Here is a 15,396-nt window from a genome sequence, read left to right as displayed (position 1 = left end):
GCCATGTTACCCACCCTCTCGCGGGGGTGAGTCGACCGGGATTCGGCGCGCGTATTGTTGCTGGGCCGTCTTTCGCGGCGCCGGGCAGCCTCTTCGCATGACGAAAATTTCATGCCCTCTCGCAACGGAACCGCTGTTCTTGCGCCGATCAAGGCATATATGTTGCAGTGCAACATAGACCTGTTCTTGCCGCAACCAGAGGATTCCGCCCTTGGCCATCAGAAAAACCGCCGTCGTCACCGGCTCCACATCGGGCATTGGCCTGGCAATTGCCCAGGCGCTGGCGGCCGAAGGCCATGATGTCGTCGTCAACTCCTTCTCCGACACGACCGCCGACCACGCCATCGCCGATGCGATCGCCAAACAGCACAAGGTGAAGACCGCCTACATCAAGGCCGACATGTCGAAACCGGCCGAATGCCGGGCGCTTGTCGCCAAGGCGGCCGAGACATTCGGTTCGGTCGATATTCTCGTCAACAATGCGGGCATCCAGCATGTCGCGCCGGTGGAAGAGTTCCCGATCGAGAAATGGGACGCCATTATCGCCATCAACCTGTCGTCGGCCTTCCACACCATCGCAGCCGCGATCCCGCTCATGAGGAAGGCCGGCGGCGGCCGGATCGTCAACATCGCCTCGGCGCACGGCCTGGTCGCTTCGCCGTTCAAATCGGCCTACGTCTCGGCCAAGCATGGCATCATGGGGTTGACCAAGACCGTCGCGCTCGAAGTCGCGCGTGAAAAGATCACCTGCAACGCCATCTGCCCGGGCTACGTGCTGACGCCGTTGGTCGAGGCGCAGATCCCCGACCAGATGAAAGCCAACAAGATGGATCGCGAGACAGTCATTCGCGAGGTCATGCTGGACAAGCAACCGACCAAGGAATTCGTCACGGTCGAGCAGATCGCGGCGGCAGCGGTGTTCCTGTGCTCGGACGCGGCGGCGCAGGTCAACGGCACGCATCTCTCGATCGATGGCGGCTGGACGGCCGCGTAAGCCCGGACATTTTCCCAGCTACCCACAGGGCCGGCCAAACAGAATCGACAAACCCGAAACAAACCAGCTCGACAGATCAAGGACGACGCCATGACGAAGAACGGCAAGGCGGAGGAGAAGAAGAAAATCAACATCGCGCTTCAGGGTGGCGGCTCGCACGGCGCCTTTTCCTGGGGCGTGCTCGACCGGCTGCTGGAGGATGGCAGGCTGGAGATATCAGCGGTGTCCGGCACCAGCGCCGGCGCGATGAACGCGGTGGCGCTGGCCGATGGTTTCGTGCGCGGCGGGGTCGACGGGACGCGGCAAAAGCTCGACGATTTCTGGCGCGCGGTGGCCGCGAAGGGCCGGTTCAGCCCGGTGCAGCGCATGCCGTGGGATGTCGCCTGGGGCAACTGGTCGATCGAGAATACACCGGGCTATGCCTTCTTCGACACCATGTCGCGGGTGTTCTCGCCCTATGTCGCCAACCCGCTCGGCCTCAATCCGCTGCGCGACGTGGTTCAGCAGGAGATCGATTTCGCCAATGTGCGCGCCTGCAAGTCGATGGAATTGTTCATCTCCGCCACCAATGTCGAAACCGGGCAGTTGCGTGTCTTTTCCGATGGCGAGATCGATCTCGATACGGTGATGGCTTCGGCCTGCCTGCCGCAATTGTTCCGCGCCGTCGAGATCAAGGGCGTGCCCTATTGGGACGGCGGCTATGGCGGCAATCCGGCGTTGTTCCCGTTCTTCAAGACGGCAGCGACCGAGGACGTGCTCCTGGTGCAGATCAACCCGGTGGTGCGGGAAGGAACGCCACGGAGCGCCAACGAAATCCAGAACCGCATCGACGAGATCACCTTCAACGCCGGGCTGCTGCGCGAATTCCGCTCGATCGCCTTCGTCAAGGAGTTGATCGCCGCTGGCCGTCTGCCGCACGGCGAATACCGCGACATCCGCATGCATCGCATCGATGCCGACGAGGCGTTCAAGGATTTGTCGGCATCGTCGAAGGTCAATGCCGAATGGGCGTTCCTGGCCTATCTGCGCGATCTCGGCCGCACCGCCGCCAGCGACTGGCTGGAGGAGAACTACGACGCCGTCGGCAATCGCCCGACACTCGACCTTTCCGGCGAACTCGATGACGGCTTCAAGCCAGTGCATGGTCCCGCACCCGGCCGGCGGGTGAAGGAATTCCTGGCCATTCGCAAGAATCCGGAGGCGGTTCGCCGGCAGGCCTGAGGCGGGCACTGAAATTGGCGGAGGTATTTCTACCTCAACCCATGCGCTATTTTTTTCGCTGCCGGCTGACGCCGCAGTATCATCATTGCGACCACGCCAAGCAGCGGGCCGGGCGCGAGGACCAGAAAACTCCAACGCCAGCCGATGTTCTCCGCCAGGAAAGAGGTCAGGTGGATTGAGACAAAGGTAAGCGCGATGCCGATACTGAGTTGCAGTGACAGAGCCGTACCGACATAGCGCGGATCGCTCAATTCCGTTGCCATGGCCGAAAACTGCGCGGAATCGCCGATCACGGTCATTCCCCAGAGCGCGGCCACGGCGACGAACAGCCAAAGCGGTCCGTCGAAGGCAAAGCCGATCGTCAACGCACAGCATCCAGACAGCGCCATCATCAGGGCGGCGGTCGCCGTCCGGCCGATGCGATCCGCTAGAACGCCGCCCAGGATCGAGCCGATCCCGCCCAACGCCACGACTATGAATGTCAGCAATGACGCGGCTTTCGCGCCACCCATGCCCAGGCCGGGGCTTCCCGCGCTGACATAGGTCAGCATCCAGCCCCACATGGCGTAGAGTTCCCACATGTGCCCCAGATAGCCGAGATTGGCGAGCGCGAGCGGGCGGTTTTGCAGGACTGCTCCGATGTGGCGCGGATCGAAAGTCGATTTTCTGAACGGATAGGGCCCTTCGGTGCCGAGGCCCACGATCAGGACGCCACCCGCCAGCGCCGCTGTCGAGGTCGCTATGACGACCGCCTGCCAGGCGAGGCTGGCCGCGAGCGCGGACAGCAGGTGGGGAAACGCGGATCCGAGCGTCAACGCAGCAAGCAGGACGCCGAGTGCTGTTCCTCTTTCTCGGCTGAACCAGGTCGAGACGAGTTTGAGCGCCGGCGGATAGACTCCCGCAAGCGCCACGCCCGTGGCAAAGCGGGCAAGCAGCAGAACGCCCACGGATGGCGCGAAGAGCAGACAGAGATTCGCAGCGGCAGCGATCATGGCGCTAACCCCAATCACCTTGCGCAGCGAAATCACGTCGAGCAGACCGCTAATGCTCGACGCAAGTGCGCCGACAGCGAAGCCGATCTGAACGGCACCGGTAATCCAGGCGCCCTGCACTGGAGACAAGTGCCAAACTTCTGTCAACTGTGGTGTGATCGCCGTGGCCGAGAACCACGTGGTCATGGCCAGGAAGGCGCTGGCGCTGATCAAGGCAAGGATCCACCAGCGCCGGTCCGCAACGAAGTCCACGGGTTTTACTGCGGTCACTGGGTCAACCTCCGACGAGCTTGAGAGAACAAACCCCAAGCAGGGGCGGGCCGCCGGCGTCGAGACGGACGCCCACGCCATCGGACGTTCACGCGGCGACGGAACTCTTCAGCTGCTCGAGGACGGGAAGCAGATCGGTGGGGTCGGGTCTGCGGGTGTAGTCCGGGCTGACCTCGGCATAGACAATGACACCGTCCGGGGCGACCACGAACCGCGCCGGCATCGGCAACGTCCATGAAGGGTCGTCGTTCACCACCGCTAGGTCGACGCCGAAGCTCTTGTACAGTGCGATCAGATCGTCAGGCAGGCGGAAGCGGAGGCCGAAGGCGTTGGCGACTTCGCCGTTCGGGTCGCTCAACATTGGGAAAGTGACCTGCTTTTCGTGTTTGGCCTTGCGGCCATTCACCAGGGATTGCGGGGAAATAGCGACCAGCTCCGCCCCCGTGGCACGGATGGCGGCCGAAGCCTCCTGCAAGGCTTCGAGTTCAATGTTGCAATAGGGACACCAAACACCGCGATAGAAGCTGAGCACCAGCGGGCCCCGAGCCAGCAGGTCGGTCGAGGATAGGGGGCCGTCGTCAGCCTCCGCCAGTGTGAAGCTCGGTGCGACCGCACCAACCTTCAGGGCGTGATCAGCCTGACCCGAAGCGATGAGTTCGGCGGTCGCGCGATGCATGATCTCGACCGCCTGTTTGGGGGCCTTCTTGCCTTCAAAGTCAGCTTTGAAGGCATCAAGCTTGTCTTGAAGCGACATGGGACTACTCCGGTTGTTCGCCGCTCTGGCAGCGGCAGAAACGTCCTCGCCTATTTCGAACAAGAGGGGTAGCTTGCCGGAAAGGATAGTAATCATTCGGAAAATGAATGGCTGACAGGCTTCAGGAACTGGAAGTGTTCGTGCGCGTGGCGGAACGGGGCAACCTTTCGCAGGTCGCTCGCGAAATCGGCCTGTCGCAACCTTCGGTGTCTCGGATCCTCAACGATCTGGAGGCGCGCATCAGTGCCCGCCTCCTCGTTCGCACCAGCCGAAAGGTCGGACTGACCGAGGCGGGGCAAGTTTACCTCGAGCAGATTCGGCCGCTGCTCGCCGAGCTCGGGGCGGCAGCCGACACAGCTGCCGGCAACGAGGAACTGCGCGGACTGCTGCGCGTCGAGCTGTCGGTCACTTTCGCCATGCGCGCGCTCATTCCTCGCCTGCCCGTCCTGCTGGCCGAGCATCCAAACCTCTCTGTCGAGCTGATGATGGACGATCGCCGGCGCAGCCTCGTCGAGGAGGGCGCCGATGTCGCAATCAGGCTGGGCATGCTGGACAATTCAAGCCTGATGGCACGCCGGATCGGGCAGACGCCGAGGTTGCTCGTCGCGGCGCCGGATTATATCGCCCGCCATGGCTTGCCAGTCAGTCCTGCCGACCTCGCCCGGCACCATGTCATTTTCGGCCCTTCCGACAGTTCCGGCGCGACCTTTCAAGGTCCGATCAATCCGGAGGCGAACTTTGTCCTACCGGAAAATCCACGCATCCGGGTCACGAGCTCGGCCGGTGTCACCGCATGCGTTTTGGCGGGCCTTGGCGTAGCGTTCGGATCGGGCTGGATGTTCGACGCCGAACTCAGGGATGGCCGTCTTTGTCGGCTGCTGCCGGAATTTCCGCTGCCTGCCATACCGATCCACGCCTTGTTTCCGGCCGGTCGCCAGCCTAGCAAGCGGGCCAGGGGATTTGCAGACTGGCTGAGCAAATCGTTGGACTCGTAACGCCGGGCTGCTGCGCGACTTCCGCTCGATCGCCTTCGTCAAGGAGCCGATCGCCGCTGGCCGTTTGCCGCATGGCGAATTACCGTGACATCCGCATGCATCGCAGCACCCGGCCGGCGGGTGAAAGGAATTCCTGGCGATTCGCAAGAATCCGGAGGCCGCTCGCCGGCAGGCCTGAGGAGCGCCGGCGCTCGCCGGCGCCGGCAAGCCGACAACCGCCGCGTGTGAAGATCGCCTCATCATCCTGACGCCTGCTGCCATGCTGTTTTCGGCGGCGCTGCCCCCAACTGCACGGGGCGGGCCAGAAACGACCTGGCGTGACGGTCGGCGCAGCCGCTCCGAATGGCACGGGATATGGGCGGTGTTCTTGCTTCCCGTCATGTCGCGAACCCCAGGCTGCGCTGATCTAGTGCATCAGGGCGCCTCTCGCGTTCGCGCCTGCAATGTTTGGCTCGACGCTGGCCGGTCGGGCTTCGGCAATCAGGCCCGAGTTTGGCGTTCCACGATTTGTCTTTCAATTTCAATGGATTGCTTGGACAGATCGGTGCAGAGGGCGGGCATTTCTCGTTGCCCGACGTTTGTCCGGCGCGATGAATTCCTGGTCGAAATCCGCATCCAGATCAAGAAATCCGGCGCATCGGCGGTTTTGTGTCGGCCGATGTCGAGCTGCATATCGGCCGTGGAAAGGCCAGTCGTTCGAAGCTGGCACAAGGACCGATCGGGAACCGTTCCCTGGCGCAACGACAACCACCCACCAAGCGACCGGCAGACCGGATGGCGGCAGGCGTATCTTGTCCGGCCATGTAATGGTCTTGCAACTTTCAGACTATATTGCGGTGCAACTTTGATGTAAAAGCGCGCTTCGCCGATCACGGCAAATTGAACACGGCCTGGCGCGCACCCATATCGGCCACGCGCCCGCGTTACGAGGACGCTGGCCGAACCCGCAGTGGAAAAATGACGATGCCGAGAATCAGGTTTCACAAGCTTGCAGCCGTTGTTGTGCTCATTGGTTTCGCGGCCTGGATGGCGACAGGCGAGTTTTCGTCCGTCGGCAGCGTAGCGGCGAACAAGGCCAAGGCAGCCGAAGCCGAGCAGGGCAAGGCGCCGGACGCGAGCAAGCCGAAGACGGCGGAAGCCGAGCCAAAGGCTCCGCTGCGCACCGTCGCGGTGGTGACGCCGCCGCGCCGCACCTATGCGCGCGCCATCCGTATTTCCGGGCTGACCGAAGCCGACAAGCGGGCTGTGCTGGCGACACGCGTTGCCGGTGTCATCGACAAGCTGCCGGTCAAGCAGGGCCAGCACGTCAAGACTGGCGATCTGGTGCTGATGCTGGCCGCCGAGGACAAGATCTCGACGGTCGACAATGCCAGGCAATTGCTGGTGCAGCGTCAGGCCGAGCTCGACGCTTCCGAGCGGTTGGCCAAGACTGGCAACCTGCCCAAGCTGCAACTCGACACCGCCCGCTCCAACCTGACCGCGGCCCAGTCCATGCTGGAGACGGCCCAGGCCGAACTTGATCGCAACGAGGTGAAGGCGCCTTTCGACGGCGTCATCGACCGGGTGCCGGTGGAACTTGGCAGTTCCATCATGCAGGGCAGCGAGGTGGCAACCATCCTCAAGCTCGACCCGGTGATTGCCCGCGGCGAAGTCAGCGAGCGTGATCTCGGCTACCTCAAGATCGGCGACAAGGCCAGCGTAAGGCTGGTCAGCGGCCAGACCGTCGAGGGCACCGTGCGCTACATCAGCCGCGACGCATCGTCGGCGACCCGGACCTTCCGCGTCGAGGTCGCGATCCCCAATGCCGATGGCTCCGTGCCAGCCGGCATGACGGCGGAAATCGCGCTCAGCGCGCTGCCGACCGACGCCATCATGCTGCCGCGCTCGGTGGTGACGCTCGGCGACAAGGGCGATCTCGGCATCCGTGCCGTCGACAAGGCCAACAAGGTTGTGTTCTTCCCGATCGATCTGGTCGACGACACGCCGACCGGCCTCGTGCTCGGCGGCATTCCGGCCGACACGCGCATCATCGTCGCCGGCCAGGAACTGGTGAAGGAAGGCGATGAGGTCAAGCCGGTCGAGGCTGACCAGGCGACCATCCAGAAGCTGTTGGGCGAAGCGACCGCCGGGACGCAGTAGCGCGATTTGCGCCGGAAAAGCCCTGGGCGGGGACAATCGGCTGCCACGCAGCTCCTGAAATTCAAGAACGGGCATTAGCCATGGATATCGTCAGACTCGCAATCAACAATGCCCGCCTGACCATCTCGGTGCTGGTCTTCCTTCTGCTCGCTGGCTGGGTCGCCTATCAGTCGACGCCGAAGGAAGCAGAACCGGACGTTCCGATTCCGATGATGTATGTCAGCCTGATCTATCAAGGCATTTCGCCGGAGGATTCGGAGCGCCTCCTGCTGCGGCCGATGGAAAGCAAGCTGAAGAGCCTGAAGGGCCTCAAGGAGATGCGCTCGGCCGCCTTCCAGGGCGGCGGCTATGTGCTGGTCGAGTTCCAGCCGCAGACCAACCTGGCGACGGCGCTGCAGGATACACGCAGCAAGGTGCAGGACGGCAAGGCCGACCTGCCGCAGGCGGCCGAGGAGCCTGTTGTCACCGAGGTCAACATTTCCGAATTTCCGGTGCTCGTCGTCACCCTGTCGGGCGAATTGCCCGAGCGTGTACTGACCGCCGCGGCGCGCGAGTTGCGCGACCGCATCGAGGAGGTGCCCGGCGTTCTCGAAGGTTCGCTGCAGGGCTCTCGTGACGATCTCGTCGAAGTCGTCATCGATCCGATGAAACTGTCTTCCTACGGGCTGCAGCTCGACCAGCTGATCGGCGCCGTCGGCGCTTCCAACAGCCTGGTCGCCGCCGGCAACATCGAGGGCTCGCAGGGCAAATACGCGGTCAAGGTGCCGTCGCTGATCGAGACGCCCGAGGATGTGGCGGCGCTGCCCGTGGTCGCCGGTCCCAATGCCGTGGTGCAGGCCAAGGACATCGCGACGATCCGCTCGACCTTCGCCGATGCCGAGACGATCACCCGTCTCAACGGCAAGCCGGCCATCGCCATCGAAGTCAAGAAGCGCATCGGCGCCAATCTGATCGACACTTTGACCAAGGTGCGGGCAGTGTCCGACGCCTTCGTCAAGGCCATGCCGCAAGGCATGAACGTCACCTATACCCAGGACAAGTCGGTCTTCGTCAACCAGCTGCTCGGCGACCTGCAGAACCATGTGATGATCGCCGTGATCCTGGTGTTCATCGTCATCCTCTATGCGCTGTCCGGCCGTGCCTCGCTGCTTATTGGCCTCGCCATTCCGTCATCGTTCCTGATCGGCATCCTGCTCTTGGCGATGATGGGCTACACGATCAACATGATCGTGCTGTTCAGCCTCATCCTGGCGGTCGGCATGCTGGTCGACGACGCCATCATCGTCACCGAGTTCGCCGAACGGCGGATGAGCGAGGGCATGCCGAAGGCGGACGCGTTCGCGCTTGCCGCCAAGCGCATGGCCGGTCCGGTCATCGCGGCGACGATGACGCGCATCGCCGCCTTCTCGCCGTTGCTGTTCTGGCCGGGCATCATCGGCGACTTCATGAAATACATGCCGATCACGCTGATCGTCACGCTGTCGGCCTCGATGCTCTATGCTCTGGTGTTCGCGCCGACGCTGGGGGCGATCTTCGCCAAGGCGCCGCAGCACCACGAGGATGACAATCGCGACGGCTGGTACATGGCCATCGTCAAGCAGGCGGTACGCTTCCCGATCACCGTGGTCTTGCTGACCGTTGCGCTGCTGTTCGGCGTCGGCTTTGCCTATTCCAAATATGGCGCGGGTGTCGAGTTCTTCCCCAGTGTCGAACCCGACTACGGCCTGCTCTACGTGCACGCCCGCGGCAACCTTTCGCTGGCCGAAATGGATACCGCGACGAAGATCGCTGAAAACCGGCTGCTCGGCTGGCCCGGCATCAAATCGGTCTATACGCGCGTCGGCAAGACGCAAGGCGGCGGCCAGGACGTTCCGGAGGACGTGGTCGGCGTCATCCAGTACGAATTCATCGACTGGCGTGAGCGCAAATCGGCCAACCAGATCTTGAGCGATCTGCGCGGCGTCATGGCCGGCATTCCCGGCGTCGATGTCGAGGTGCGCGTGCCGGAGGCCGGCCCGCCGACCGGCAAGCCGATCCAGATCAGGCTTTCGGCCGTCGACCCCAAAGGGTTGGACGAGAAGGCCCGCGCCGTCGCGGCGCGTATTGCCAAGGTGCCCGGCGTCATCGACATTTCCGATGGCCTGCCGCCACCCGGCGTCGACTGGGCGCTCGAGGTCGACCGCGCCAAGGCAGCCCAATACGGCATCAGCCCGACCTCGGTTGGAACGGTCGTGCAGCTTGTCACCAACGGTCTGAAGCTCAGCGAATATCGGCCGGCCGGCGCCGACAAGGCGGTCGACATCCGGCTGCGCCTGCCGGAGGACCGGCGCACGCTGTCGACGCTCGATGAGCTCAGGGTGCAGACCGCGCAAGGCTCGGTGCCGATCTCGAACTTCGTCGTCCGCGAGGCGAAACCGAGCGTCGGCATCCTCAACCGCATAGACGGCGCGCGCACCGTGGTGGTGCAGGCCAACGTTGCCGCCGGGGCCCAGGTCGCCGCCGTGCAGCAGGAAGTCACCCAGGCTGTCGCCGACATGAATCTCGGCAGCGGCATCCGCTGGAAGCTGGCCGGCTCGAACGAGGACAGCGCCGAAGCCAGCGCCTTCCTCGGCAAGGCCTTCGGGGCGGCGATCTTCCTGATCTTCCTCGTGCTCCTGATGCAGTTCAACAAGTTCACCAGCGTGCTGATGGTGCTGTCCTGCGTGGTCATGGCGACGATCGGCGTGTTCCTGGGACTGCTTTTGACCGGAGAGGCATTCGGCATCGTCATGTCGGGCATCGGTGTCATCGCGCTGGCCGGCGTCGTGGTGAACAACAACATCGTGCTGATCGACACCTATGACCGGCTGCGCGAAGAAGGCTGGGACAAGATGGACGCGGTGCTGCAGACCTGCAGGGAACGCGCCCGCCCGGTGGTGCTGACGGCGGTGTCGGCGATCCTTGGCGTGTTGCCGATCGCCTTTGGTCTCGGCCTCGAGATCTTCCACCACGAGACGACGATCAACGCGCCGTCGACGCAATGGTGGATTTCGCTGTCCTCGGCTATCGTCTTCGGCCTGTCCTTCGCCACCCTGCTGACGCTGGTGGTGACGCCGTCGATGCTGATGATCTTCACACGCAGCAAGAACAGCCGCTTCTACGCGTTTTTCCGCCGGCTATTCCGGCGCGGCAAGGGAACAGTTTCGTCGACCGACACGCCGAGCCCAGACGTGGGCGACGAGCCGGCGATCGCCTTTCCAAAGGCGGCCGAATAAACCTGTCTGCGAATTCCTGACGCAAAGGCCGCCCGGAACAACCGGGCGGCCTTTTGCATTGTCCCCTGGAGCAATGCCCAGCATTGCGCCGTAGCAGAACGTCAAATGCGGGGAATTTCTCATGCCGATCACCACCATCATCATCATCGTCCTGATCCTTGTCCTCATCGGCGCGGTGCCGGCCTGGCCGCATTCGCGCTCCTGGGGTTACGGGCCGTCAGGCATTGTCGGCGTGATGCTGGTGGTGCTCCTGGTGTTGCTTTTGATGGGACGGCTCTGAGCTGCCGCCCTCAGTCTTCCGTTCAGGCAGCCTTTGATGTGCCGTTCACGGTGGCGATGCCGATATCCTCGAGCGCCTCGGCGACCGCCTGGTCCAGCGGCGTATGCGGGATTTCGCCGATGATGCCGGCAAGCCGCGTCGACGTCAGCTGGTGCGGTTCGAAGCGAAGATAGGACATCGAGACGATTTCGCGCCACATCGCCACGAACGGGCTGCCGGCACGCAGCACCCACCAGGGCATCGAGGTCATCTTGAGCGGCCGGCCAACTGCCTTCTCGGCGGCGGCCTTGATCTGAAGGTCGGTGACCGCGTGGCCCGGAAAGTTGAGCGCTTCATAGAAGCCGAGCTTGTCGAGATTCCTGGCCAGCGCTACGAAGCCTACGGCGAAGTCCGGCAGATAGGCCCATTCATGCACCAGATCGGCCGGGCCGGGCGCGGTGTAGATGCCCTTGCCGATCTTGGCGGCGACGACCAGGTCGAACCATGATCCGCTGCCGGTGCCGCCGAAGAAATCGCCGGCCCGGAGAATGATGGTGCGGACACGGCCGGCATCGGCCTCGCGGCGAAACAGTGCTTCCATGGCGGTGCGGATGCGACCCTTCTCGGTCGTCGGCCGGAACGGTGTGTCCTCGGTGATTATCGCCGGCATCGGCGAGCCGTAATTGTAGACGGTGCCCGGGAAGAGATGCAGCGCGCCGTTCGCATGGCAGGCGGCCATCACGTTCTCGGCCATCGGCAGGCATTTGCCCCAGTCGGTGTAGATCGGGTTGAGGCCGTTGAAGATGATGTCGACGCCTTGGGTGGCCCGGATCAGTGCCTCACGGTCGAGCGCGTCGCCGGCAACGGCGGTGGCGCCCTTGAGTTCGGCCGGCACCTTGCCGCTGCGGGTGATGGCGCGGACATCATAGCCGGCGTCGATGAAAGCCCTGGCGACGACGCGGCCGAGGCGGCCATTGGCACCGAGGATTGCGATCTTGGTCATTTCTGGTCTCCGTGTTGGTGTTTGCAACCCGAATATGATTGCTCCATGTACGAATGGAAATTGACTACGAATGAGAAGTTGATATTCAGAAATGAATGGATGACATCGACTGGAACCTGATCAAGAGCTTCGTCACCGTGGCGGAAACCGGCAGCCTGTCGGCGGCCGCGCGAAAACTGTCGGCGAGCCAGCCGACGCTCGGACGACACATCGGCGAACTCGAGCAGGCGCTCGGCGTTACGCTGTTCCGGCGCGGGCGGCGCGGCTATTCGCTGACGGAGGCAGGCAGCACGCTGTTCGAGCGCGGCAAGGCGGTCAGCGAACAGGCGAGTGCGTTTTCGCTGCTGGCGCTTGGCTCTGTCGAGGCGATCGAAGGCACGGTGCGCATTGCCGCCAGCGAGGTGGTGGCGGCCTATGTGCTGCCGGAGATGACGGCGCGGCTCGGCATCGAGGAGCCCGGCATCGAGGTCGAGATCGTTGCCTCGAACCAGGTCGAGAACCTGCTGCGGCGCGATGCCGACATCGCCGTCCGCATGGTCAAGCCGGCGCAGAATGAGCTGGTGGCGCGCAAGGTCGGTGACATCCCACTCTGTGTCTGCGCCGCCACTTCCTATCTCGATCGGGCTGGTCGTCCACTGAGCCCCGGCGACCTCGCCAGCCACGCCCTGATCGGCTTCGACCGCAGCGACGAGATCATCAGGGGATTTAACCAGTTTGGCATCCCCGTCAGCCGTGGCAGTTTCCGTTTCCGGACCGATAACCAGATCGTCTTGTGGGAAGCGGTGCGGGCGGGAAACGGCATTGGTCTTGGCCAGGAGCCGCTGGCCGATCGTGATCCTCTGGTGGAGAAGCTGCTGCCTGGCCTGCCGCTACCGGTGCTTCCGGTGTGGCTGGCCATGCATCGCGATGTGCGCACCAGCGTGCGCATCCGTCGCGTCGCGGATTTTCTCCATGAGGAACTGAAGCGCTATTCGGCGGGTGCTGCGGCGAACTCGGCGCGGTGAGCGAGCCCGGCCATCAGCAACACGACGATCAGCAGCCCCGACATGGCAATGAAGATCGGACCGAAGCTTGAATGCTCGGCAACGAAGCCAATCGCCGACGGTGCCACCAATATGCCGGAATAGCCCATGGTGGTGACCACGCTCATGCCGGTGCCCGACGACATGCCTTCCTGGTTGCCGCCGGCAGAGAAGATGATCGGCACCATGTTGGCGATGCCGAAGCCGCACAGGGCAAAGGCCGCGATGGCAAGCCAGGGCGAGGGCGACAGGCCGGCGATCAGCATGCCGGCCGCCGCGACGACCGCCGAGCCGCGCAGGGTCATGACCGCGCCGAATCGGTTGCGCACGCCGTCGCCGAAGAAACGCATGATCGCCATGACACCGGAAAAGGCGGCATAGGCAAGGCCGGCAATGGCGAGGTCGGCGCCGAGTTCCTGCCGCAGATACAGCGCCGCCCAGTCGAGCACGGCGCCTTCGGAGATCATCGTCAGCAGCGCCATCAGGCCGACGAGGTAGACCAGCGGGTTTGCCGGCAACGCGAATTTATGGTGCTCGGCCGCCTGCGGCCTGCCCTCCGCGATCAGATGGCCGACAGCGGCGGCGATCACCGCGAAGGCGAGCACCGTCACCACCGCGGCATGGGCGAGATGGCCGTAGGTCTGGATGGCGAAGCCGCCAAGGGCGCCGCCGGCGAAACCGCCGAGGCTCCAGAAGCCGTGCGAGGACGACATGATGGCGCGGGAGAGGCGCCGTTCCACCACCACCGCATTGGCATTCATGGCTACATCCATGCCACCGATCGAGCCGCCGAAGATGAACATGGCGATGGCCGCCAGCGGCACGTTGGGTGCCAGCGCCACGACCAGCAGGCCGAGGCTGCCGCACAGCCCGAACCAGCGCAGCACGCTGCGCGAGCCATGTTTGGAGATCAGGTGGCCGCACCAGGTCATGGCGGTGACGGCGCCGGCGCCGAACAGCAGGATCAGCAGGCCAAGCGTGAACTTCGATATGTCCAGCCGGGTCAGGAACACCGGGATCTGCGGCGCCCAGCTGCCGGTCAGGAAACCGTTTGCGAGGAAAATAGCCGCGACGGCCCATCGTCCGCGAATGGCAGCCTGCATGGCGTGTGATGCGTTCATCGGGCGAATCCGGTCAGAAAATGGCTTCGCGCGGCAAATTAGATCGATTCAATTTGCAGTCAAGCACTCGTTTCCGAAAGTTTTTGGGCCAAACACAATGTTGAAACGATCGAGGGCACCGACGGTTGACTTAGTGGTCCTTGGGCCGCCTTGCCTCGAATTCGGCCTTCTTGGCGTCGGAGGCCTCGGTCTGGTTGAGCGCCTGCCATTCGGCATAGGGCATGCCGTAGACGATCTCGCGCGACTGGTCCTTGGTGAGGTCTACGCCCTCGGCATTGGCTGCCTCGCGATACCAGTTCGACAGGCAGTTGCGGCAGAAGCCGGCAAGGTTCATCAGGTCGATGTTCTGCACGTCGTTGCGTTCGCGCAGATGCTCGACCAGCCGGCGGAAGGCGGCAGCCTCGAAATCTCGTTGCTGCTCGTCGCTGAGTTCGGTCATCGAAACCTCCGTCATATCGGCCCGGTACGTGAGCCGAACATCTTCACGACATGTATATCGGGGCGGCGGTCGATCGCGTCAACGATAGGTGCCAGGCGATCGGCCCATGCAAGCGCGTCCTTGCCGCTGGCGATCAGGTCCTGGCGGATCTCGATCAGCGCATGGGCAAAGCCGTTGACGATGGCATGCCGGAACATGGTGTCGCCACGTAACGCGCCGTCATAGGGTTCATTGTCGCCAACGATAAGGGTCTTGTCTTCGGCCAGCATGTCGATCAGTGGTCGCGCCACCCGCTCGTCGCGGTCCCACAGGATGCCGACATGCCAGGGACGCTGGATCCCTTGCATGACCGGAGTGAAGGAATGCACCGAGAAGATGAACGGCGCCTTGGCGGAAGCCTGCGCGACCGAGGCGATCATGGCGCCGACCGCATCGTGATAGGGCCGGTAGAAACTGTCGAGCCGTCTCTCGCGTTCTTCAGGGGCAAGAGGGTAATTCCCGGGTACGACGGTGCCGTCATAAAGCTGACGTATGAGCGTCGGATCGTCCTCGCCACGGTTGGGATCGATCAGCAGCCGCGAAAAATTGGCGAGCACCGCCGGCACGCCGAGCAGCGAGGCCAGTTCGCGCGTCACCGTCTCGACACCGATGTCATAGGCGATGTGGCGGTCGAATTCCGCCGCCGGCAAGCCGAGGCTGCCATAGTCGTCGGGCAGGTCGCGGCGGGCATGATCGGCCAGAAGCACGATGCCCCGCTTGCGGTCGCCCTCGACAATGTCGAAAGGCGCGAAAACTGTGGATCGGGTCATTGGCGGGAAATGGTCTGTTCGCTGGCTTCCGGGGAGGGTGCTATCGTCATTCCACGAAGACGACGCTCGCGCAATGCCGTTGTTTGGCCAAGGTTTCCCGGGAAATCTGGCAGAAGTCGGCGAA

General features: G+C 63.6%; 13 protein-coding genes and 1 pseudogene. 8 read left to right on the top strand and 6 right to left on the bottom strand.

Translation table 11 applies throughout. From position 1 onward, the window contains the following. Positions 1-211 precede the first annotated feature (211 nt). Together NR193_RS21150 and NR193_RS21145 are read left to right on the top strand one after the other, a co-directional pair. The gene (locus tag NR193_RS21150) at positions 212-994 is read left to right on the top strand and encodes a 3-hydroxybutyrate dehydrogenase (protein WP_306280342.1); all 783 of its coding nucleotides are present in this window, start codon (positions 212-214) and stop codon (positions 992-994) included. 90 nt (positions 995-1,084) lie between these two features. Continuing rightward, positions 1,085-2,215 (top strand): patatin-like phospholipase family protein, encoded by a 1,131-nt coding sequence (locus NR193_RS21145; protein ID WP_256752700.1) that lies wholly within the window; start codon positions 1,085-1,087, stop codon positions 2,213-2,215. Positions 2,216-2,244: 29 nt separating this feature from the next. Here NR193_RS21145 and NR193_RS21140 read toward each other — a convergent pair whose 3' ends face one another. Beyond that, complete coding sequence (locus NR193_RS21140; protein WP_256752699.1) at positions 2,245-3,477, bottom strand: MFS transporter; 1,233 nt, start codon at positions 3,475-3,477, stop codon at positions 2,245-2,247. Between the two features lie 88 nt (positions 3,478-3,565). Further along, positions 3,566-4,231, bottom strand: a complete 666-nt coding sequence (locus tag NR193_RS21135) for a peroxiredoxin-like family protein (RefSeq protein WP_256752698.1) — start codon at positions 4,229-4,231, stop codon at positions 3,566-3,568. 107 nt (positions 4,232-4,338) lie between these two features. On the opposite strand from NR193_RS21135, the gene NR193_RS21130 reads away from it, so the two are divergent. The 5 genes and pseudogenes from NR193_RS21130 (at position 4,339) to NR193_RS21115 (ending at position 10,899) form a co-directional block, all read left to right on the top strand. Then, positions 4,339-5,226 carry a LysR family transcriptional regulator gene (locus tag NR193_RS21130; RefSeq protein ID WP_256752697.1) on the top strand — a complete coding sequence of 296 codons (888 nt, stop codon included), beginning with the start codon at positions 4,339-4,341 and terminating at the stop codon, positions 5,224-5,226. Further along, positions 5,219-5,330: pseudogene (locus NR193_RS33625) on the top strand (patatin-like phospholipase family protein); the annotation flags it as partial. The gene NR193_RS21130 and the pseudogene NR193_RS33625, both read left to right, overlap by 8 nt. Positions 5,331-6,189: 859 nt before the next feature. After that, positions 6,190-7,365: an efflux RND transporter periplasmic adaptor subunit gene (locus NR193_RS21125; protein WP_256752696.1), complete on the top strand. Its 1,176-nt coding sequence runs from the start codon at positions 6,190-6,192 to the stop codon at positions 7,363-7,365. Between the two features lie 80 nt (positions 7,366-7,445). Beyond that, entirely contained in the window at positions 7,446-10,619 is a 3,174-nt protein-coding gene (locus tag NR193_RS21120) for an efflux RND transporter permease subunit (protein ID WP_256752695.1), read from the top strand. A 121-nt stretch (positions 10,620-10,740) separates the two neighbouring features. Beyond that, positions 10,741-10,899, top strand: a complete 159-nt coding sequence (locus NR193_RS21115) for a DUF3309 family protein (RefSeq protein ID WP_256752694.1) — start codon at positions 10,741-10,743, stop codon at positions 10,897-10,899. Positions 10,900-10,921: 22 nt separating this feature from the next. On the opposite strand, the gene NR193_RS21110 is transcribed toward NR193_RS21115, so the two are convergent. Then, complete coding sequence (locus NR193_RS21110) at positions 10,922-11,881, bottom strand: SDR family oxidoreductase (RefSeq protein WP_256752693.1); 960 nt, start codon at positions 11,879-11,881, stop codon at positions 10,922-10,924. Positions 11,882-11,976: 95 nt separating this feature from the next. Here NR193_RS21110 and NR193_RS21105 point away from each other — a divergent pair, with 95 nt between their 5' ends. Then, a complete protein-coding gene (locus NR193_RS21105) occupies positions 11,977-12,885 on the top strand; it encodes a LysR family transcriptional regulator (RefSeq protein WP_256752692.1) in 909 nt (302 codons plus the stop codon). Here the strand turns inward: NR193_RS21105 and NR193_RS21100 are convergent. The 3 genes from NR193_RS21100 to NR193_RS21090 form a co-directional block, all read right to left on the bottom strand. Beyond that, the gene (locus NR193_RS21100) at positions 12,849-14,024 is read right to left on the bottom strand and encodes an MFS transporter (RefSeq protein WP_256752691.1); all 1,176 of its coding nucleotides are present in this window, start codon (positions 14,022-14,024) and stop codon (positions 12,849-12,851) included. The genes NR193_RS21105 and NR193_RS21100 overlap by 37 nt on opposite strands. Positions 14,025-14,154: 130 nt before the next feature. Continuing rightward, positions 14,155-14,463 (bottom strand): DUF1244 domain-containing protein, encoded by a 309-nt coding sequence (locus NR193_RS21095; RefSeq protein ID WP_256752690.1) that lies wholly within the window; start codon positions 14,461-14,463, stop codon positions 14,155-14,157. 11 nt (positions 14,464-14,474) lie between these two features. Beyond that, entirely contained in the window at positions 14,475-15,272 is a 798-nt protein-coding gene (locus tag NR193_RS21090; RefSeq protein WP_091578712.1) for an N-formylglutamate amidohydrolase, read from the bottom strand. Between the last annotated feature and the right edge of the window lie 124 nt (positions 15,273-15,396).

The sequence above is a fragment of the Mesorhizobium sp. Mes31 genome, from assembly GCF_024519675.1.
In the GTDB taxonomy this organism is placed as follows: domain Bacteria; phylum Pseudomonadota; class Alphaproteobacteria; order Rhizobiales; family Rhizobiaceae; genus Mesorhizobium.
Note: the sequence above shows the minus strand (reverse complement) of the source record. Positions and strands in the feature narration are given on the sequence as shown.

Excerpts from the sequence above, each read along its gene's own strand:
- NR193_RS21090 (WP_091578712.1), bottom strand. The coding sequence starts at position 15,272 with ATGACCCGATCCACAGTTTTCGCGCCTTTCGACATTGTCGAGGGCGAC.
- NR193_RS21135 (WP_256752698.1), bottom strand. The coding sequence starts at position 4,231 with ATGTCGCTTCAAGACAAGCTTGATGCCTTCAAAGCTGACTTTGAAGGC.
- NR193_RS21145 (WP_256752700.1), top strand. The coding sequence starts at position 1,085 with ATGACGAAGAACGGCAAGGCGGAGGAGAAGAAGAAAATCAACATCGCG.
- NR193_RS21130 (WP_256752697.1), top strand. The coding sequence starts at position 4,339 with ATGGCTGACAGGCTTCAGGAACTGGAAGTGTTCGTGCGCGTGGCGGAA.
- NR193_RS21105 (WP_256752692.1), top strand. The coding sequence starts at position 11,977 with ATGGATGACATCGACTGGAACCTGATCAAGAGCTTCGTCACCGTGGCG.
- NR193_RS21100 (WP_256752691.1), bottom strand. The coding sequence starts at position 14,024 with ATGAACGCATCACACGCCATGCAGGCTGCCATTCGCGGACGATGGGCC.
- NR193_RS21115 (WP_256752694.1), top strand. The coding sequence starts at position 10,741 with ATGCCGATCACCACCATCATCATCATCGTCCTGATCCTTGTCCTCATC.
- NR193_RS21110 (WP_256752693.1), bottom strand. The coding sequence starts at position 11,881 with ATGACCAAGATCGCAATCCTCGGTGCCAATGGCCGCCTCGGCCGCGTC.
- NR193_RS21095 (WP_256752690.1), bottom strand. The coding sequence starts at position 14,463 with ATGACCGAACTCAGCGACGAGCAGCAACGAGATTTCGAGGCTGCCGCC.
- NR193_RS21120 (WP_256752695.1), top strand. The coding sequence starts at position 7,446 with ATGGATATCGTCAGACTCGCAATCAACAATGCCCGCCTGACCATCTCG.
- NR193_RS21125 (WP_256752696.1), top strand. The coding sequence starts at position 6,190 with ATGCCGAGAATCAGGTTTCACAAGCTTGCAGCCGTTGTTGTGCTCATT.